The organism is Candidatus Thiodiazotropha endolucinida (assembly GCF_001715975.1).
Classification (GTDB): domain Bacteria; phylum Pseudomonadota; class Gammaproteobacteria; order Chromatiales; family Chromatiaceae; genus Thiodiazotropha; species Thiodiazotropha endolucinida.
Map to the genome: position 1 here is coordinate 87,089 of NZ_MARB01000004.1, position 19,006 is coordinate 106,094.

14 protein-coding genes are annotated in these 19,006 nt (G+C 41.1%); 2 read left to right on the top strand and 12 right to left on the bottom strand.

The features are described 5' to 3' along the window. Positions 1-164: 164 nt before the first annotated feature. The 9 genes from CODIS_RS04215 to CODIS_RS04255 form a co-directional block, all read right to left on the bottom strand. The gene (locus CODIS_RS04215) at positions 165-1,364 is read right to left on the bottom strand and encodes an O-antigen ligase family protein (RefSeq protein WP_154723004.1); all 1,200 of its coding nucleotides are present in this window, start codon (positions 1,362-1,364) and stop codon (positions 165-167) included. A 12-nt stretch (positions 1,365-1,376) separates the two neighbouring features. Further along, positions 1,377-2,222: a sulfotransferase domain-containing protein gene (locus tag CODIS_RS04220; RefSeq protein WP_069121639.1), complete on the bottom strand. Its 846-nt coding sequence runs from the start codon at positions 2,220-2,222 to the stop codon at positions 1,377-1,379. Positions 2,223-2,224: 2 nt separating this feature from the next. Then, complete coding sequence (locus tag CODIS_RS04225; RefSeq protein ID WP_069121640.1) at positions 2,225-3,808, bottom strand: hypothetical protein; 1,584 nt, start codon at positions 3,806-3,808, stop codon at positions 2,225-2,227. Positions 3,809-3,834: 26 nt separating this feature from the next. Then, positions 3,835-4,866, bottom strand: coding sequence for a polysaccharide pyruvyl transferase family protein (locus CODIS_RS04230; RefSeq protein ID WP_083220545.1), 1,032 nt, complete (start codon positions 4,864-4,866; stop codon positions 3,835-3,837). A gap of 133 nt (positions 4,867-4,999) precedes the next feature. After that, positions 5,000-5,974, bottom strand: a complete 975-nt coding sequence (locus CODIS_RS04235; protein WP_162420130.1) for a sulfotransferase family protein — start codon at positions 5,972-5,974, stop codon at positions 5,000-5,002. A gap of 88 nt (positions 5,975-6,062) precedes the next feature. After that, complete coding sequence (locus tag CODIS_RS04240; RefSeq protein WP_083220547.1) at positions 6,063-7,406, bottom strand: oligosaccharide flippase family protein; 1,344 nt, start codon at positions 7,404-7,406, stop codon at positions 6,063-6,065. Between the two features lie 76 nt (positions 7,407-7,482). Continuing rightward, positions 7,483-8,208, bottom strand: coding sequence for a glycosyltransferase family 2 protein (locus tag CODIS_RS04245; RefSeq protein ID WP_069121644.1), 726 nt, complete (start codon positions 8,206-8,208; stop codon positions 7,483-7,485). Between the two features lie 352 nt (positions 8,209-8,560). Beyond that, positions 8,561-9,379 (bottom strand): CpsD/CapB family tyrosine-protein kinase, encoded by an 819-nt coding sequence (locus CODIS_RS04250; RefSeq protein ID WP_069121645.1) that lies wholly within the window; start codon positions 9,377-9,379, stop codon positions 8,561-8,563. 87 nt (positions 9,380-9,466) lie between these two features. Next, a complete protein-coding gene (locus tag CODIS_RS04255; protein WP_069121646.1) occupies positions 9,467-11,077 on the bottom strand; it encodes a hypothetical protein in 1,611 nt (536 codons plus the stop codon). A gap of 1,158 nt (positions 11,078-12,235) precedes the next feature. Here CODIS_RS04255 and CODIS_RS04265 point away from each other — a divergent pair. Beyond that, positions 12,236-13,651: an undecaprenyl-phosphate glucose phosphotransferase gene (locus CODIS_RS04265; protein WP_069121648.1), complete on the top strand. Its 1,416-nt coding sequence runs from the start codon at positions 12,236-12,238 to the stop codon at positions 13,649-13,651. A 60-nt stretch (positions 13,652-13,711) separates the two neighbouring features. Then, positions 13,712-14,320, top strand: coding sequence for an adenylyl-sulfate kinase (cysC, locus tag CODIS_RS04270; protein ID WP_069121649.1), 609 nt, complete (start codon positions 13,712-13,714; stop codon positions 14,318-14,320). Positions 14,321-14,401: 81 nt separating this feature from the next. Here the strand turns inward: cysC and CODIS_RS04275 are convergent, their stop codons facing one another. The 3 genes from CODIS_RS04275 to CODIS_RS04285 all read right to left on the bottom strand — a co-directional run bounded on the left by CODIS_RS04275 (position 14,402) and on the right by CODIS_RS04285 (position 18,858). Continuing rightward, positions 14,402-16,819 (bottom strand): AAA family ATPase, encoded by a 2,418-nt coding sequence (locus tag CODIS_RS04275; protein WP_069121650.1) that lies wholly within the window; start codon positions 16,817-16,819, stop codon positions 14,402-14,404. A 283-nt stretch (positions 16,820-17,102) separates the two neighbouring features. Then, positions 17,103-18,047: a hypothetical protein gene (locus tag CODIS_RS04280; RefSeq protein WP_069121651.1), complete on the bottom strand. Its 945-nt coding sequence runs from the start codon at positions 18,045-18,047 to the stop codon at positions 17,103-17,105. Positions 18,048-18,522: 475 nt separating this feature from the next. Continuing rightward, complete coding sequence (locus CODIS_RS04285) at positions 18,523-18,858, bottom strand: hypothetical protein (protein ID WP_069121652.1); 336 nt, start codon at positions 18,856-18,858, stop codon at positions 18,523-18,525. Positions 18,859-19,006 lie beyond the last annotated feature (148 nt).

Here is a 19,006-nt window from a genome sequence, read left to right on the forward strand (position 1 = left end):
AAAACTTTAGACTTCTCGTTCATTTCATTTACAATTAAGTCCTATTTTCTCCAAATATATGGCACTGAAGTTTATGCATTTATATTTTGTCATATATTTTCTGATCATAGTCCAATAGATATTTATCTCTTTGTATTCTATCGACTTGTTCGGTATTAATTTCTTCACTTATTTATTGACGCGTCTTTCCTCAGAACAGATGTCGACACAGTCGCCACACCTAAAGAAAATAAAAATATATATGTAAAGCCTCCATAAAACTCTCCTGCAACAAATATCGAGACTACTGCACCAGCAGATAGAGCCGATACTTTCTTTAGCAAGTCACTTGTCTGCTTTTGAAGATTCACATAAAACGCTATTACAAAGATCAACAAAACTGCGATACCCGAAACTATTCCACCCTGAGCTAAGGTACTTAACCATAGATTATGAATAATAATACCGGATTCAATAACCTGCTTACCATCACCCACAAGAGGTGAAGATTTGACAATTTCCCATGAAAATGCATACTGCCTTATTCGGTCGTCTGCTGTTATTGCTGCTTGCCTGCCACCCCATGTAGCCAACGAATCAGTTATATTGCTACCATACAACAAAAGTAGAGATACGATTGTTCCAATACCCATAATAACAAAAAATACATTTAAAAATATTACAGAAGTAACGTTTCTCTGTTTTCTCTCTACATACCAATAGACAACAATTGATGCAATTGCGGAAAGAACCATACTCCGTGATTGCGCTCCCAAATATCCAAATAATATTGCAAAATATATTACTAATATATATATTTTTGCAGTTATGCCTGCCATGAAATCTTTCGCGATAAATGTTGTTAGTATTGCTATGGATGAAACAATAGCCAGATCCCCGTAATTGCTAATCAAGCCTGTTGCTTTTGGAATATCTATAAAGCTCAACCTGCTTGGCGATAGTCTAATACGTTCCAATTCTAAGATACCAATCGACACGAAAAAGACGCTAATACACCCAATTACTGCTATAAACGAAATAAGCAATAGAGTTGTCTTTATTTCCTTAATCCCATTTATATACAGTACCGGTATAAAAAAATACAGTGAATATTTTATCGCGGAAAATAACATTGTCTTGACATGATTTTGATTGTCAAATACTGAAACTGTTATGCCAATCGTGTATATGAGAAACATTACCACCAGAAAAAAAACAATGAATTTTTTATTTATTGTCTTCCTTGAATAATTGAACTTATATACGGACAGCATGAAAACAAGTGGTGCCAGTAAATTATCAAAAGATAATGTACCAACAACACCAAGAGAATAAAACGGGAGTGATAGAACCCAAATACTATACATATAGTCCGTTAGTTTCATAAAGAGCATTACTTACCACTCTAAATCATTTTCGTATCCATATTTCATTAGCCAGCTACCAGCATATTCCTTTATTTTATTTTTTTGCTCTGGAGTAAGTATACCCATCCATTTACCAGACCCTCCCTTGAAAAAGGTGGATGACTTTTGATACTCCAACCTTTTTATCATGCTTGAAATTACATCATGGTATTCATTAATTTGCAGGTGAGATAGAATTCTTTTAATAGTTTCCTTTTGTTTACTCTCTGATCCACCGTGAGCCTCTGATAATAAATCCTCGTATCTACAAACCAAAACCGACTCTAGACTTGACCATCCCTCATATTGATTGAGGAGGGTCCTTAAATTTGGCACACCTGGTTTATTTCCTTCTATTGCCGCATCAATTCTTTCACTATCAGAATCGAATGAATTTAAGTATTCGTGTGCCATATGCGTTTTGTCGATGTACATGACGTAATTTACAAATGAGACTACTACGTCTCTTGGATCACGAATTAATAAGATAACCTTTGTCTCATTTTTATTGATTTCATTAATTACTGAGGGCAATGCAGTTAAATGACCCAATAATACCGTACCTTTTTTTTGCTTAGCTAATTTTTTTAAATACCTGGATTCAATATTATCCCAGCTCGACAACGTCTTACACCCGACATACCTAAGTCCTGGTATTTCATCCAACATATCTTCTAGCATATGTGTTCCTGATTTTGGTATGCTATTAATGATAACTGGGTGCCTGCTTAGTGCATCTCGCCGTATTATATGTTGTATATTTTTTAAAGTGATCCTGAGTTTTTTCTTTATATGACGGAACAGCACATCTAGTCCTTTGTTTTGTATTGCCGCCATCGTTACACCTGCGCATAGAAGATTGACATTGGTGGTACTACAGTTATTTTATTTGATTTATCTTCTTCTTTTACTTCTTTGAATGTTTTTGTTTGCAATTGGTACAATTTTTTACTATACATACCTTTTAATCCCGATATAGAATACTCAGTGGTCGTCGAGAGATTTATTACTAGTATGATACTTTTGTCATTTTTACTTCTTATCATTATGCCATTTAAAGATTTGAAGCTGTGATTTTTCAATCGAGCAACGCCATTTAATATATCACTATCTTCGAAAATCAATTTTTTAACACTATCGGCTTGCACAAGAAAATCATTAACGATACTTAATGCTGCACCATTCTCATTCATAGCACCATTTAATTTATTCGTAACAGACTGCCCTTTACCTTTCCCTAATATATGGTAAAGAATCGCCTCAACATTATCAGACGTTTTTAACCAAGAAATATAATAATTAATCAAGAGTAGTGTTCTTATCCCCGGCAATCCCAGCAAAGACTGAGAGTTATTGTTGTGACTAATTATCCCTAACTCCGTAAGCCATTCTTTCTTACCAGAGAAATGACTTTCCGAAATGTTTTTATAGATCTTTGGATACAAATCTGAAGCGGCTAACAGCCACATATAATTCAAAAAATCGACACAGTTTTCACCAAGCCTATTGTATATATCAGTATATCTCCACTTGTCTTTGTTAAATGTTCTTAAGTAGGGATGATATATAACAGCATCCACATTCTTTACTTCAGATACTCTTTTATTCCAATGCTCTTTATGGCTAATATGACTCTTAATTTCCTGAAAATCGAAAAGTGATTTCTCAAGAATTATATCCCCTGCAACTATTCCCACTTCATCCTCAGGATAATTATCTTTTATATGCTTAGCGATGACTGTTGAATAATGTGCATATAGTTCTACATCCCAATGCTTACCATTCAAGTTGAATGAGTAATCATAATAGCCTAACTCATTTCCAAGTTCCCAATAAATTTTTTTATTATAAATTACTTTTATCTTATCTATTGCAGAAATAGTGTCGTTTAAATTCTGTGTGTATAAATTAAGCACTATGAACGGCCTAAGACTAAACTCATTTATAGCCGAAAAAAATGAAGTGATATTTGCTTGTATTTCTTTTCCCTTTGATAACGCAATGTGTTTCTTATATAATTTTTTAACTGAATATTTTGGCTTAAAAGCATTCCACTCATATTCTAAACTCATAGAGTTCCAATCAAAGTAATTAGCAACCGTTCCTCCAGGAAATCTTAATGCATCTATATTAAATTGTTCAGAGTATTTTTTGATATCTACTAGCGGATAATAGCCTAGTTTTTTTTTAGAGATTGTATATGATGTGTTAAAACCAAATGATACGTTTTTAATTGAAAAATCGTTCGTCACTAGTTTTGCCGAAACTGTTTTATTAATAATCTTAGTGTAAAGATCTCTCGCATTGAATGCCGCGCACTCTTGCTGCAAGCTCTCTTCGTTAGTGTGATCTGCGCTAAAGATATCCGAGCTATTAGTTGCTAATATGACCAAACAAATCAAACACCCTTTGCGATCCATCATAGTATAGTGCCTACATGATATTTTATTCACGTTATATAGTCTTTAATTTCAATTTTATATATATTTTCTAAGGACTTTTTCATCACGTCTTTCTCTTCTCCCAATCTATCTAGATCTGCTTTTACGATTGTATTCTTAACATTTTCCACTCCTGCACGATTTAGCAAAAATGCGCGCTTGCTGTTTGTATATAATCTTGCGGGATTCCCATATGACAAAGCAGCAACACAACCATGAACTCTGTCAGTAAGAGTCAAAGAGCAATTCTTATATATATTTAAATAACCTTCATAGCTTTGTGATATAAATGTGTTAGGTTTTCGCAAAAGGAAATTTACCGGTAGTCGCATTACATTATGATTTGGTCTCACTACAGTAAACTTACCGCTTTTTTTAGGCACTGTTTCATTCAATAGCATTTGCAGTCTATGTACTTGCTTAAATTGAGCATCAGGACTAATAAAATGATCAATATTATCTATTCCATTTAAATCAATCTCGGGCTCTTTACTATTGTCGAAACTTGCAATAATGTACGGTTCTAGCGATGGCGTGGGGTAACCAGGAAAATAATCTGATACGAAGAATGCGTTGCAAATGCCGTTATGAGAGTGTTTCGCCAAATCAGCATAGTTTTCATATGTTTCATAATCACGTGTAAACATAATATAGGGAGGATACTTTTTTAAGAACCTCCTACATATACTTATTTCCTGCTCACTGTATTCAATACCACCAGCGCTCAAGATCACAAGTTTTGTTATGCCGTTATTAAATATTTTTTCAAATGTTTTCTCATATTTTGAAGGAAATTTCGCATCAAGCATGGGACCACTTATAACAAACCAATCCGGCTCCGAATAACTTATATAATCCAAATCATTTTTCATATTGTAGTTTAATCTTACCGGCCAACCTGTTGAGGTTTTAGATGGGCCAGATAGCACGATGCTCTTTTTACAGACTGTCTTTAGCATATATTTTACGCCAGTGGTAAAAAATGCATTCCCTATATTCGACGGCTTATTACTATCATGTAATATAATTGTGTGACTCATTTTTCCCTCTATTAGCTACAATATATACGCTATATGCATTATAATTATTTTAGCTCAATGCCTCACTGCATTTGCAATTAACCGAAGATTACATTACGCTCACCTCTCAATTACTGAAAAGTACATGCCTCTTTCAATACAATATATAACGTCTTGACATGCCTTGACGCTTATTTAATTGCCTTTTAATAATATCAAAAATCAATATCCGCCTAAAATAACCAAAACCAGCTCTCAATAGATCAGACAATAAATTTTCGACACCTGGACGTATACTTATTAGTTCCTCGAGTATTGTTTTGTAATCATAACCAGTCCTAGACAGCCTATCTTCCCCAACCCATTTTATATATTTTTTTGCCCATTCCTTTCTATACTGATTACATATGCTATAACGCCATTTATTTATGGAGTTTTTTGAAATCACACTATCCTCACCTGGATTTACCTTATCACCCATAGAACCATAAAGGGGAATATTTGATAAATCATCTAAATAAGGACTGATTTCAATGCTTAAGTATTTTTCCAGCTGAGTCACTATCTTTTCTTGATCATTTACCAGCTCTTCGTAATTAATAGAAAGAACTTTGTCTTTATTTTTATTGAACGATTCAAACATCAATTCATATCCTTTGTACAGATCAACATAATTTGAATAAAGGCGCCACTTACCTTCTGAAAAACTCTCTAACATCGAACTAAGTATGGAAACCGGATTCCTCCATAAATAAATATACTTAGCATCTGGAAATGTTGAAAATAATTCTTCAATTACCAACACATTTCTTGGAGTTTTTTCTATGAAATATACACTACTGCTATCAGCAGATTTTCTATATAATTCCAAAACAAATGAGCTCAGACTATCCCTAAAATCGTTGATGCCATCAGGTAGGGTTTCAGTAAATTCATTTATTGCGATTTTAGCCAACCTTTGACCATACTCAGAGTATAATTCTCTACTTGTATGCATTGAAAGTAACGGCAAAAGCAGCCAAGACTCAGATACAGTACTAACTCTTGGATTGGTTGCTATAATTCTCTGAAGTAAAGTCGAACCAGATCTAGGCAAAGAAATAATAAATACTGGATTGATATCACTCAACGCCTTGTACTCCATTCGTTAATTCATTAGACCAGCTGTATTACACATAACTAGTTGCTACTGTATCTTCTCTTATTCATAATAATTTTTAGATTGAATTCATTATTTTAGTTTTCATCTCATTTAGCATAATTAATAATTCATTTTGCCCCGCATGTGTAATAATCTTGAGATGCACTAGGCAAATAATCCACATCAATAAATTATAACTGGCAAAAGTAACGGCAAAACCAATCGCCCCACCTAAATAACCCATCGATTCCGATAAAATATAAGTCGTAGTAATGCCAATGCCTGCTGCGCTTAAGCTACTAATCATAACTAACTTTTCATAGCCGGCCATTGTAAGAACAACACCTGGCGATCCAACTGCAACATTGATTAGCTGGCCTAGTATAATAATATTCAAACCATCTACAGCATAGGTGTATTTTTCACCATATACTATTGAAAGTAAGACCTCACCAAATGCCAACAACAAAAAGCAGGCTGCAATACCGAAAACGACAATAACCATTCCCGTTCCACGCAAAAGAACCTGAAGTCGATCTACTTTCCCTCTTGCATACAGATGGGCTGCTGCTGGTTGTATTAGTGTGTTAGTCAATCTTAAAGGGACCGTTATAAATTGTACTAAGTAAATTGCTGCACCTAAAAATGCCACCTCTAACGAAGATACTTTTGCGCCTACTATCCATAGATGAACCTCACGCATTACAAGAAATCCTGCAGTTGCAAAAACTAAGGGCGCAGACAACCTTAATAATTCAATGATTCTAAATTCATAGCTAGAATACAAATGCTTTATCTTTCTATATAGAACTGTTGCAGATGCTATAGTAGCTAATAGTGCACAAACAATGACGACTATGACTATGTCATAAAGTCCATATTCATCTCCATAATAATAGAGTATAAATAAAGCAATAATTGCTACAAATGTTGTTACAAAACCACTGAAAAGTGATGCGAAGCCTAATTCATGCAAGCCTTTAAATATTGATGTAAAAATATTTCTGAATATCAGCACTACAGCCCAGACGCCAACTATGAGTATCATGTTTGAGTCCCAGCTAAAAGCACTAACATATTTCTCTATATTGAAGTACAAAAATAGAGAGCCAACCATAACAATGAAAGAAGAAAATACGCAAAATAGTAGGGATGAAAAAAGATAAGATTTTGCCATATATCTATTTTTTGTTGATAATGACGAGGATATTAATCGAACAATGGAATTATCTGTCCCTACAACGGACAAAGTAGCGACAAGCATTGCAATACCCATCGCTATAAAATACTGGCCAACTTCCTCCGGACTTAGTATCCGTGCTAATAAACCATTAAATAACAAGGTTGATATGGCATTTAACAATGCAAGAACACCAATCCAAACGCCTCCACTTATCAAGCGATTACTTACGTTAATCATGATATCGATAGCACAATGATTTTTCAGTTATCACAGCATTTAGTAAATGTTTACTATCATAAATAAACAGAGTACTTCAGCGTTTTATTACACCTATGATTCTTCTTTTAATCATTTCATAGTTATAGTAGTAAAACGCCTTCCATGGGGAGAAGCCATTTATCAAGCTTGCAGCAAATGACTCTGCATAGCTTTTTTCATATTGACTTGTACTAATACCACCAACACTCATATTGACTATGATTTCTGGAATAAACCCAACATTGACATTATTCCATATCCTCAGCAGAAACTCATGATCTGCTGCCACCTTAAAACCAACAGAAAACCCACCATATTCCGAATACACTTCCCGTCTCACAAATGTACTCGGATGGGCAACACGCATTTTTTTCAGCAAATCCAGTTTACTTACATCTTTACCAATTATCTTTACATATTGGCGATCACTACTACTCAACTCGACATAACCGTGGCATACATCAAGATCATTAGCCGCCATCTCCCTAATAACCAGTGACACTCGATTGCAATCTCTATAAACATCATCAGAGTTCAAAATATGAACAACTTCACCTGACGATAGAGATACTCCCTTATTAAAAGCATCATATACTCCGGCATCTTTTTCCGATATATATTTCACACTATAACTTTTTATAATATTTAAGGTATTGTCTGTAGATCCTCCATCTATAATGATATGCTCAATATCCGCGTAGTCTTGCGATTGCACAGACTCAATACAGTTGGCGATTTTGTTTTCGCCATTATACACTGGAGTTACGATACTGACTTTCATTTACTATCTATATTTTTTAAGTGTAGTGTCTGAGTGATTACTATTTTATCTGAAGAATTGTGTTTGGTAATAATCTTACTCAGTAACAAAATAGCGAAAGCAAGGTTAAATCAGCCACTCTTTACTTCAACATTCATTGCTCATTCCATTTTGTGCAGCCACATCATAACTGGCAACTTTAGACTTATTATATTCAACTTTCTTAGAGCATAAACCTAATATTCATTGCCTCGGATATTCTTGTATTAAAAGTACACAACCACTCAGTGATGGCGGAACTTAGGTATAAATGCGACAATCATCAACTTCCATGCGAACATGTGAGTTTTTGAAAAGGGTTTCCCACCACTACTTAATAGTAACTATATCCTGCATTGTTATCCTTTGACTTGTTCAACACGGTACCTATTATTTCAATATTGCTTAGTAGTTCGTTAGCACGCTTAAGATCTACCTTACGCGTACCACCTTCAGCAACAATTATCATAGCCGTATCAACATATGGTAAAAACGCTATCACGTCGTCACAGGATAATAGAGGCGGCATATCGAATAGAACGATACGATTTGGATAGCGATGCTTTATTTCTTCCACTAATTTTACCATCTTTGGAGAAGATAGCATCTCCGATGAATTAGAAAATGGCTTACTTCCTGGTAAAATAACCAATCTCTCCACTCCAGGATTGAACATAATTTCGCTCAGCTCCATGCCATCCGTCAAATAGTCGCTAATCCCAGGCTGCTCATCTTGGAAGAAGTATTGCTGAATGCTAGGACGCCTAAGATCTAAGTCCACTAGCAGCACTGTATGGTTAACTTCCCGCGCCAGGCTAATAGCCAAATTGATAGCGGTGATTGTTTTACCACATTCTTCGTTAGGACTGGTGATAGCTAACGAATTCCACTGATTTGCCTTCAATCTCTGAAGCACATGGGTACGTAATACTTTGTATTGATCTGAAATCAAATCATTTGTATCTCCTACAATAACCCGTTTTGCCCTTAATAAATCTTTTGAGATCTCAACTGATTTAGTCTTGGTATAGGTTATTTTCGTTGGAAACTCAGGTTCCGCAGTCTGCTGTGATGCAATATGGCTATTGTCACTTCTCTTCATCGATGTACGCAAATCACGTGCACGCTCAAGCGCTTGCTTTATCTTTTCCATACACTTCTCACTGTTGAACCTGCTGCACTCTTCTCATTTGGCAATACGCACTAGAATGGGATATCGATTTTACTGCCACCAAAGATGTCAATGCACACCCGGCTCTATACCAAGTTTACGTAATACGATATATATAATCACATCTAATGGTTTATAAAACATATGGACGGACACCAAAAATACACCAATCGTAGCAAATAGACTCGAAATGACTATCGCCCCATTCCTTTTTCGTTGTTGTTGATCATCGCTACATTCAATATAGGGAATCACAGCCAACGGTGGCGCTTTGGTAATAGCGGTGACACCTCTACTTCCATAAACGGTTTGATCCATACTTTCTCTCACAGCAACATTACCAAATCCGCCAGCAAAGCCGAAAACAAAACCCAGAAATAGAATTGCAATTCTATTCGGTTTATCCGGTTTTTCAGGTAACTGCGGTGGTTCAATGAGCAAGAACCTTTCATCTTTACGCTCACGTTCTAGTGATTCTGCCAGTTGAGCTTCAAGCTGTTTGGCTTTGACTTCTTGGTACTTGTCTAAAGCATTTTCATAATTTCGTGTCAAATTTCGGTATTCCCTTTCAACCTGCGGACTCTGCATCAGGCGGTCTTCGAAATTCTTTATTTTACCTTTGATCTCGTCTCTCATACCTTTGAGTGAGGCCAATTCACTATTCGCTGCTTGGAGTTGTGTTTCTAGCTGTACGTAGGCTGGATTATCGGAATGGGTGATATTATTTTCACTTCTATGCCCACTATCGAGTTCTCTTTCTAACACCTCGATCTCACCCTTCATTTTGATTAAGGTTGGATGGTTGTCCGTATAACGTGTTGCAAGCGCCAGATATTCTGTTTGTAGCGCCCTCAGACGGTCTTCCGTACCCATAACTCTATTACCGCTAGAGTTGTATATATCAGTTTTAGGACTTATCTGCGACAGTTCCGATTGGAGGTAAATCTTCCGCTCTTCCAGGTTTCGGATCTGCTGGATTGTTTCAATCAATTCCCGTTCATTGCGCTCCATGAGTTGGATATTGAGCTGCTGGAGTTCCGGTAAATTGTTGACGTTTTTCTCTTTAAACTCTGCAAGAGATGCCTCCAGTTCAGTAATTTCCTGGTTGAGCCGGCCAGCTTCTGCGCTTAGAAAGCTTGAGGTTTCTAAAGCAGACTGTGTACGCTGCCTGAGATTTTCACCGAGATAGAGCGAGACGAGTTCGTTGGTAACCTTTTGTGCAACCCGCGGTACCTTATTGCTGTATGCGAGTGTGAATGCGATGGTCGCTGTAGTCGGGCGACCGCTCCGCGGGTCAACCACATCGGCGCTGATCATTTCCAGTTCTATATCTTCCTGCAAAGCCTCTGCCAACAACGTGATACTGGTGTCTTCCCTTGCGTCTGCATAGAGCCCGTAATCATCGATGATCTTACCCAGATTCTCAGTGGTCATTACCCGCTGGCTGATCACCTGGATACGTTCTCCGGCATAAGATGTAACGGTTGAGCGAACCAGTTCGCTTGGTATTTCCTGTTGTTCGATCAAGATCGTGGCTTCGGCACGGTAGATAGAAGGCAGGCCGAGTGCCAAGCCTATGCTCAACAGCATAATGATTGCGGCCGGAACGATCAGCTGCATTTTTCGTCGTTTAAGAATGGCTATATAGTCGCCGATTCCCAGTAACTCTTCCTCTTCCATTGTCCCTGTCACTTCCGATTTACCGAAGCGGGAATTGTATCATAACAATCAACCTTGAATAGATAACGCTAATATTCAACTGTATCTGTTTGCCAACAGCTCAAATATTATATTGAATATCAATTCCGTCATTTAAGCTCTGTGTCACGTATCCCGCATCCTCATGTACCTTTCAGGGCTGATGAGCATTCTCAGAGCTTGGAAAGCAAATGCCACCCTGGATCAGTCGCTTTTCAACCTCCTACAGCGAACGGCGCACGCTGAAGGCCGCAAAACCGATCAGGATTGTACCGATCAACCACGCAGGCGCAGGCAGTGGAACTGCACTGTTTTTTACATCATATGCCGCTCCGGGAAAACCATTCATAGTTTCATCGAGAATGAGGGTGTAGATACCGGTATTCAGTGTACCAAGTGAAAAAACAAGGTTTTTATACTCAGCGAATGTGGTGCCAAAACCATCTTTAATGATGTAAATGCCAGATTATCGGGCATGGGAACAAATCCTGATCCGATTTCATTGTCAACAATTGTTACACTGTTTAGTGTGTCACCGTGTAGTGAGAACGTTCCGCCAACTGTGTATCCAGGATCTGTATCGCTGATATGAATGTTGAATACTCCGACTTCGCAAAGTTAATTGATCATTGCTTAATAAAAAATGCACTCCAGTCCCGCGCTTATGGTATTGCGCAAAAATAATACATGGTTTTTATTATCTAAGAAAATATAGCAATATCGATTCAGAGTGCTATTTATCGAGACCACCACTGCTTCACAGTTGACTATTATTGGGCACAATCCATTATCCTTGGGTGTTAATCATTACGATCTGTCAGATCTGATCGACTTTATTGCACGCATTCTGTGCAAAGGGTAAATATTTTATGCGGTAAAGTTTCCCTGTCCGGCGTGATTGCTCAGGCGACTTTTTGCGACAGATCACATTTTTTAACAATTTTCAATATGACTCTCATACCCTTTGCAGAATTATATATGTTCGAAACCTGACTGATATGCAATGATATGTATGAACAATGCAGAGTTGATATCGTTATTTCATAACTTATATTCAACCTCTTTTCTTGCGGTCTTCTTTGGCCCATAATCCACCACTGCGAAATCGTATTGATCGCAGCAGCTCAGGAGGAGAGGGATTTGCTCGAGGTCAAACAAACTGATCGGTCACTGCTACAGCGCCGCAATAACCTGACCACTTCGCTTCAGGCCTTCCTCGACGGCCTGGCTGTCGTGATTTTAATTCTCACCCTGCCCCTCTTATTCCATGGCAAGTTGACCTCTCACTACATCATACTAACCCTGGCACTGCTGGGTAGCATGTCGGTGATTTATGACCGGATGAACATCTACCGTCATCATGGCACGATGACAAAAAAGGCCTTCAAGCTTTTGAAGGCATGGAGTAGCGCCTTTGCCTTCCTGCTCTTGTTGGCGTTTGTCACTAAATATACCGAAACCTACTCCAGGGCCGTAGTGCTGCTGCTCTTTGTATTAGGTTACCTCGCCCAGGTCAGCCTCCATTTCGGGTTCAGGTTGATACAACGGCACATGGTCTCGCAGGAGGCCAATACCAAAGCGTTGATCATTGGCAGCGGCGCACTTGCAAACCATTTGTACGACCGCATCAACAACAATCCGTGGATGCCTGAAGAGGTCGTCGGTGCGGTGTCCGCCACGGACTGCGACGATACAGCCGATCATTCAAGCAAGTCAGCCATGCCTGTTGTCGGCAGGTTGGAAGATATCAAGCGGATGATCAGAGTTTACGATATCCAGACCATCTATATCGCCGTATCGCTGGATAGTTCACCGATGATCCAGCAGATCTATTTCGAGCTGTTGAATGAGAATGTCAACATTCACTGGGCGCCGAATATCTTTGCATTGAATCTGATCAACCATAGCGTAAAGGAGTTGGCAGGCATACCGATTCTAACCTTGTCGGAAACCCCATTGATCGGCTCGCACCTTCTAATTAAGGCGATCGAGGATCTGGTACTGGCGTTGTTGATCCTGATCCTAGCCAGCCCGATCATGTTGATCACCGCGATCCTGATAAAAGTTGAATCCCCCGGACCGATCTTTTTCAGGCAGGAACGCACCGGCTGGGATGGAAAGCAATTCAGGATCTGGAAATTCCGCAGCATGAGGTTGCATACCGAGAAGGATGGGATAGTGAAACAAGCCACCCGGGATGACCCCCGCATCACCCGCATTGGCCGCTTCATACGCCGCACCAGTATCGATGAACTGCCTCAACTGTTTAACGTCTTGGCGGGTCAGATGTCGCTTGTCGGTCCCAGACCTCATGCACTCCAGCACAATCTGGCATATTCAAAACGGATCGAGGCCTATCTGGCACGACACCGTATCAAGCCGGGGATTACCGGGTTGGCTCAGATTCGGGGTTTTCGAGGAGAGACCAAGGAACTTAAGCAGATGGAGAAACGGGTCAAATATGACCTGGAGTACATCAACAATTGGTCTTTGTGGCTTGATCTGTCTATTTTACTGAGGACTCCATTCAATCTCAAAAATGACAATGCCTACTGAATCTGGTTTGACACGCTTGATGACAATCAATTTCAATTTAGTGAATTAAGGACTACCAACATGGATGATAATGTCTTTTGGCATCATGCTACCGTCACCCGTGAGCGACGGGAAAAGATGAACCTCCACAGGGCTAAACTGCTCTGGTTTACAGGCCTCTCCGGTGCCGGCAAATCCACTCTGGCGCATGCCCTTGAAGAGCGTCTTCATCAACGCGGTTGCCGGACTTATGTCTTTGACGGCGACAATGTGAGACACGGCCTCTGCAGAGACCTTGGTTTTGGCATTGAGGACCGCACGGAAAACATTCGGCGCATCGGCGAGATGTCGAAGCTGTTCGTGGACGCTGGTGTTATCGCACTGACAGCCTTTATCTCACCCATACGTAGAGATAGGGAAAACGTGCGCCGGTTATTTCAGGCGGATGATTTCATCGAAGTCTATGTCAAGGCATCGATCGAGACCTGTGAGTCACGTGATGTGAAAGGACTCTACAAAAAAGCGCGCGCAGGTGAGATCCCCGACTTCACTGGCATCTCCTCACCTTATGAGATACCGGAGAAGCCGGAGATCGTCATTGATACGGAAAACAGGGAAATCGATGAGTGTGTCGATTCACTGCTGGTTTCGCTGGAATCTCTCGATGTGATTCCTACGATGGTCGTGTGATTGAAGAAAGCCATTTATTCCTACGCTGAAGCGTGGGAACGTATTGAGCCGGCGTGCGGGAGCGAGGTGTAAACGCCTGCCCTATTCACCGCCTTCGCGTAATACGATTTCTACCCGCCTGTTGCCGAACCGTTTATCCAGCTCTTCATGTTCATCTGTCGTCGATTTCGGTACTGGGCCCCTGCCTTCGACCTGAATACGCTCTGAGCTGATACCCCTTTCCGTGAAGTAGTTGGATACGGCACTTGCTCGCTCTACCGACAGGTTCATGTTGTAGATGGGATCGCCGCTTGCATCCGTATAGCCGGTAATGGTCATTGTGGACGTCTTATTGAGGGAGAGGACGATATAGAGGTCATTCAACATATCCTTAAACTGATCGGGTATGTATGGATTATCGAATTCGAAGTAGATCTGAAACCTCCGAGTAGTGGGTATAGTGTCTACTATTTCCTTTGTGCCTTCACCGATTTCAATTTTCTGGTATCTCGACTGGGTTGCAATATAGTCTTTGCTGGCCCTTTCAACGGGATCCGCCGCCACGATTGTCGACTCTATGTTTTCCAAGGATGGGCTCGTTTCAACATCACTCTCAACATCTGATATCGGTTCTGTTTGACCCGTATCCGCATCAACGATTGCAAGATCTAGCTCTGCACTGGTTTCGACTTTCTCCGGCACTGTTTCGATGGCATCGGGTTCTGCCGAAGTCTCGATACCGGAATCTGCATCGACCTGAAAAGACTTGCTTTCAGCTGTATCAGGTATCTGCTGCTCATTCCCAGCAGAGGGCAGATCTTTCTCACGCCCATCTTCTGCCGGGTTAATCATCGACTGCAGCTTGTCGACTGTCCCATTCCAGGCCTGTTCAATGCGCTCAGGTTTGATGACAAACAGTGCTAAAAAGAAGAAGCCTGCCAACACAAGAAAGAATATATTGCGCAACGATTTACCAAAGGTACCGGTAAACAGATCATCAACCTCAAGCGTCTCAGCCGTATTGATCAATCCCCCCTTTTCATCAATTTCGTGTTTACGTCTTTCTGCCTGCATGGATGGCAGATTGAGGATATCCTCTGGGTTGGTTTCAGTGTTCTCTACAGACGCATCTTCAACTTTGATATCGCCCTCTTTGAGTAACTTCGATGTCAACGCATCCATATCAGACTCATTGACGTAAGCCTTTGCGGAGGTTACGGATGCTTGCTCTGTGATTATCGGTTGGACAAGACTTTCTGCTTCATCATTTGAGAGCGCTACATCAGACTCATCTGAAGATAGTTTCTCCTTTTCGGATGAGAAGTCAGAGTCGACCAGATCCTCTCCATAGGGATAGAATTCCGATATATGCTCTGCATCCTCTGTTTCTGTCACGGAATCTTTGACCTCCTCTGTCTCCGATTCGATACTCGACTCGACGCCTGCTTCCAGCTTGGATTCAGATTCATCTACCGTCTCTACCACTGACTCTGGCGCTGCATCAGGCTCAGTCACCAGCCTGGCCTCATTCTCCTCCAACAAGCCAGTATCGGGCTCGGTAATGACAGCACTCTCACTATCAACAGTCTGCGGACGCTCAATACTCTCTATCTCTGAGTCAGGTTCGGATGGCTCTGACCGAGGGCTTTCCAGCTGGCCATATTTATTCTTGAATGTGGTAAAGGAGTCACCACTCTGAATGGACAGACGCTCCTCATCAAACAACTCTCTGGCGACAATCCATACATCATCTTCTGTCAACTCATGCTTCTCCTCCAATGCGCCGTAGAGGAGTAATCGACTGACAATGTGATTGATCTTTCTCGGTATGCCATCAGACAAATAGTGTATGAGCGGAAAAATCGCCTCATCGAACGCTGGATCCTGATTCCAACCGACAATACCGAGCCTATGTTCGATATAGCCCTCTGTCTGTTGCAGATCCATGGTTTCGATTTGACAGCTAGCAATCATCCGCTGACGAATCTGCTCCATTTCCGGGCTCAGAATAAGCGACCGAAGATCATCCTGACCGATGAGAAATATCTGGAAGAGCGGGTGACTCCCGGTTTGAAGATTGGAGAGCAGACGAAGCTCTTCAAGACCATTCAGGGTAAGATTCTGAGCCTCGTCAATGACGATGACGGCCCGCCGGCCTGCCTGGTACTCTTTGGTGACAAAATCCTCGATACTCGTCAACAGCGTGGCCTTATTAAAGCTTTCAGCAGGTAACCCATACTCCAAGGCCACCTTTCGCAGCAGTTCTTCAGCTTGTAATTGATTGGTAACCAGGTTGATTGCCAGAACTTTCGATTTGTCGACTTCCGACAAAATGTCGCGAATCAGAGTTGTCTTGCCTGAACCCGGCCTGCCGGTGACCATGATGAAACCTTCACCCTGCTCCAAGGCATATACCAGATAGGACCACGCCTTCAGGTAGTTTTTATGTGCAAACCTGAACCGCTCATCGGCACTCAACCGGAATGGATTTGCGTCTAATTTGTAATACGATTCAAACATTTAGTAGCTATGTTCAATTTACAACATGATCGCAAAGGAGAAAGTTGCTGATATTCAGCATACACTCATGTTTTAGTTTATAACCGACCTGTCCGCTTATCCTGATTGGTGAAAAACCGCCGCAGTATATCACTACAAACCATAGCCTCTGGAGATGGCCCAATATACCATCATGGACAAGTATCGACATGGAAGCATATGGCAATACCACTGCTCTCTTCAGTATACGATTGAATCGTTAGACGGTAATTCCGGACGCCGCAATCTTGATAAATATAGGCGTTCAAAGGGATTTCAATTCGACTCGTGAGAGTCCAGGCGCACTCCCCCGACAAGCCAGGTAGGAGTGGCAACGGTCAATAAATGCACTGGTGCTTTTCGGCATAGAAACTCTGGCCCTGGCGATGTGGGTAATGAGATCCACCCCATCCTTGATCAGCCGATGGCCCTCATCTGCTTCCCAACAGGCCAGACAAGAATCATTGTTTCTCTCTAACGGCCCGATTTGCATGAGTTTTTCACCGGCGACCGCAAATCTGGGCCAGACATCGAATATTATTGGGTCGGTGCGCAGGGTTTCGCACTTGAGTTTTGCCGCCCCTGCAAATTGTCGTGTGGACTCTCCAACACCCTTGAAGAAATGACTATCCTGGAATGCCTCGATCATCGCCTCCGAGATATTGTCGATATCGTGCATGGATTGCGCAATCTTTATATACCGACTTTCATAGAACGATTCTATAGGAATTGTGAATGCGCGGAAGGGTTCCCCCCAAAGCTCATCAATGCCCTCATCGCCGCTGCGATGCTTAACTAGATTGCCAAGCTCCAGTGCCTCCAGCAGATACTGACCACACTCATGCAGCATTTCCCTGCCTCTACCACTCTTTATATTCTCATCCTTCAGTTTTACCAAGTCTCTGAATATATCCGTGCCGCGATTGAACAGAGCTCCGGCCAACATAGCACCCTTCACACGTTTTAGATCCGGGTCATCCTCCTCTTCATATGCCTTTCTGGCCTCTTCCAGCCTGTCACCGGGCATGTTGATACCGTGCTCGACATGGTTGAATAATCGACGGGTAAGCGCCTCGATTAAGTGCTTTTTGGTCTCCAGATTATTTTCCATCGGCACGTAGTGCTTTATCCAGTATCCGTCATAGAAGATACAGGTCTTGCCGTCGATATTCCGGATTGTGCCGTTGGGTGTGTTGTCTGGATTGTGCATTAATACGTCCTAGCGCCTGATAAGACTAACCCAGTCGGCCCTGCTGGTAATAATTTTTACATCCTGTAAAGCAGTATGTGCGATGTGCAGTGGCGATATATGAGCGAATGGCAATGCCGCTGGACGGTAGATCAGCCCCGACCCTGCGGGTTATGCCTGAAATGATATCTGTCCGCATTGCTAGCCGTTCATCCGGAATCACCCAACTACTCTCCTCACGCCTTGTTTGGCGCTATTTCAGTTGCAACAGAGCCACTTGGATCAGTGTTAACAGACCCAAACATCATCTCTGAGAAATTTTGACCCTATATACATAGTTTTGTCACATAGAATATGGCTGTAGGGGGATAAATATTGTCCTAGCAGTTATTTCTGAAAAGTCCAATTTTTTCCCGCTGGCCGGGATGAATCAAAACCACTCGCCAGACACAAAAATGTATAATCTCAGCTATTTATCACCCGCTGGTGTTCAGGATCAGATCACTTCCAGCTGCCTCACCAGTGAAGCCAACTCCTCGTCTTCCTCCAGGGCGCCTTCCCAGAATGTATAGACAACCTGCTGCTCACCTTCGCCGACGACCAGCTTTGCCTGAAACGCCTGTCCATCACCCGGTTTTGGGTGCTCATTGAATGACCTAAGGGATTTAACCGCATGCTGAAGCTCAGATTCCTGATGTGTGGTAAGTTTTCCTAATCGGGGCTTCTGTGTCGCATAAGTACCTGTATGGACTGTATAATTTCCATCTCCATCAATTTCTATACGAAATGAGTACTCTTCTTCGCCTGTGACTTGGTAGTTAATCGGAATCATGCCAAACTCCTGAAGATGGTCTGTCGTCTATGATAAATTTTGCGCCTATATGCCTCATATTGAAAGGTTTAAACCCAATTTTTGTCGATCTTTCAGTTGAGCTGCATCAGAGACTGATCATCATTCCGATTGTGACCGACATATCCCA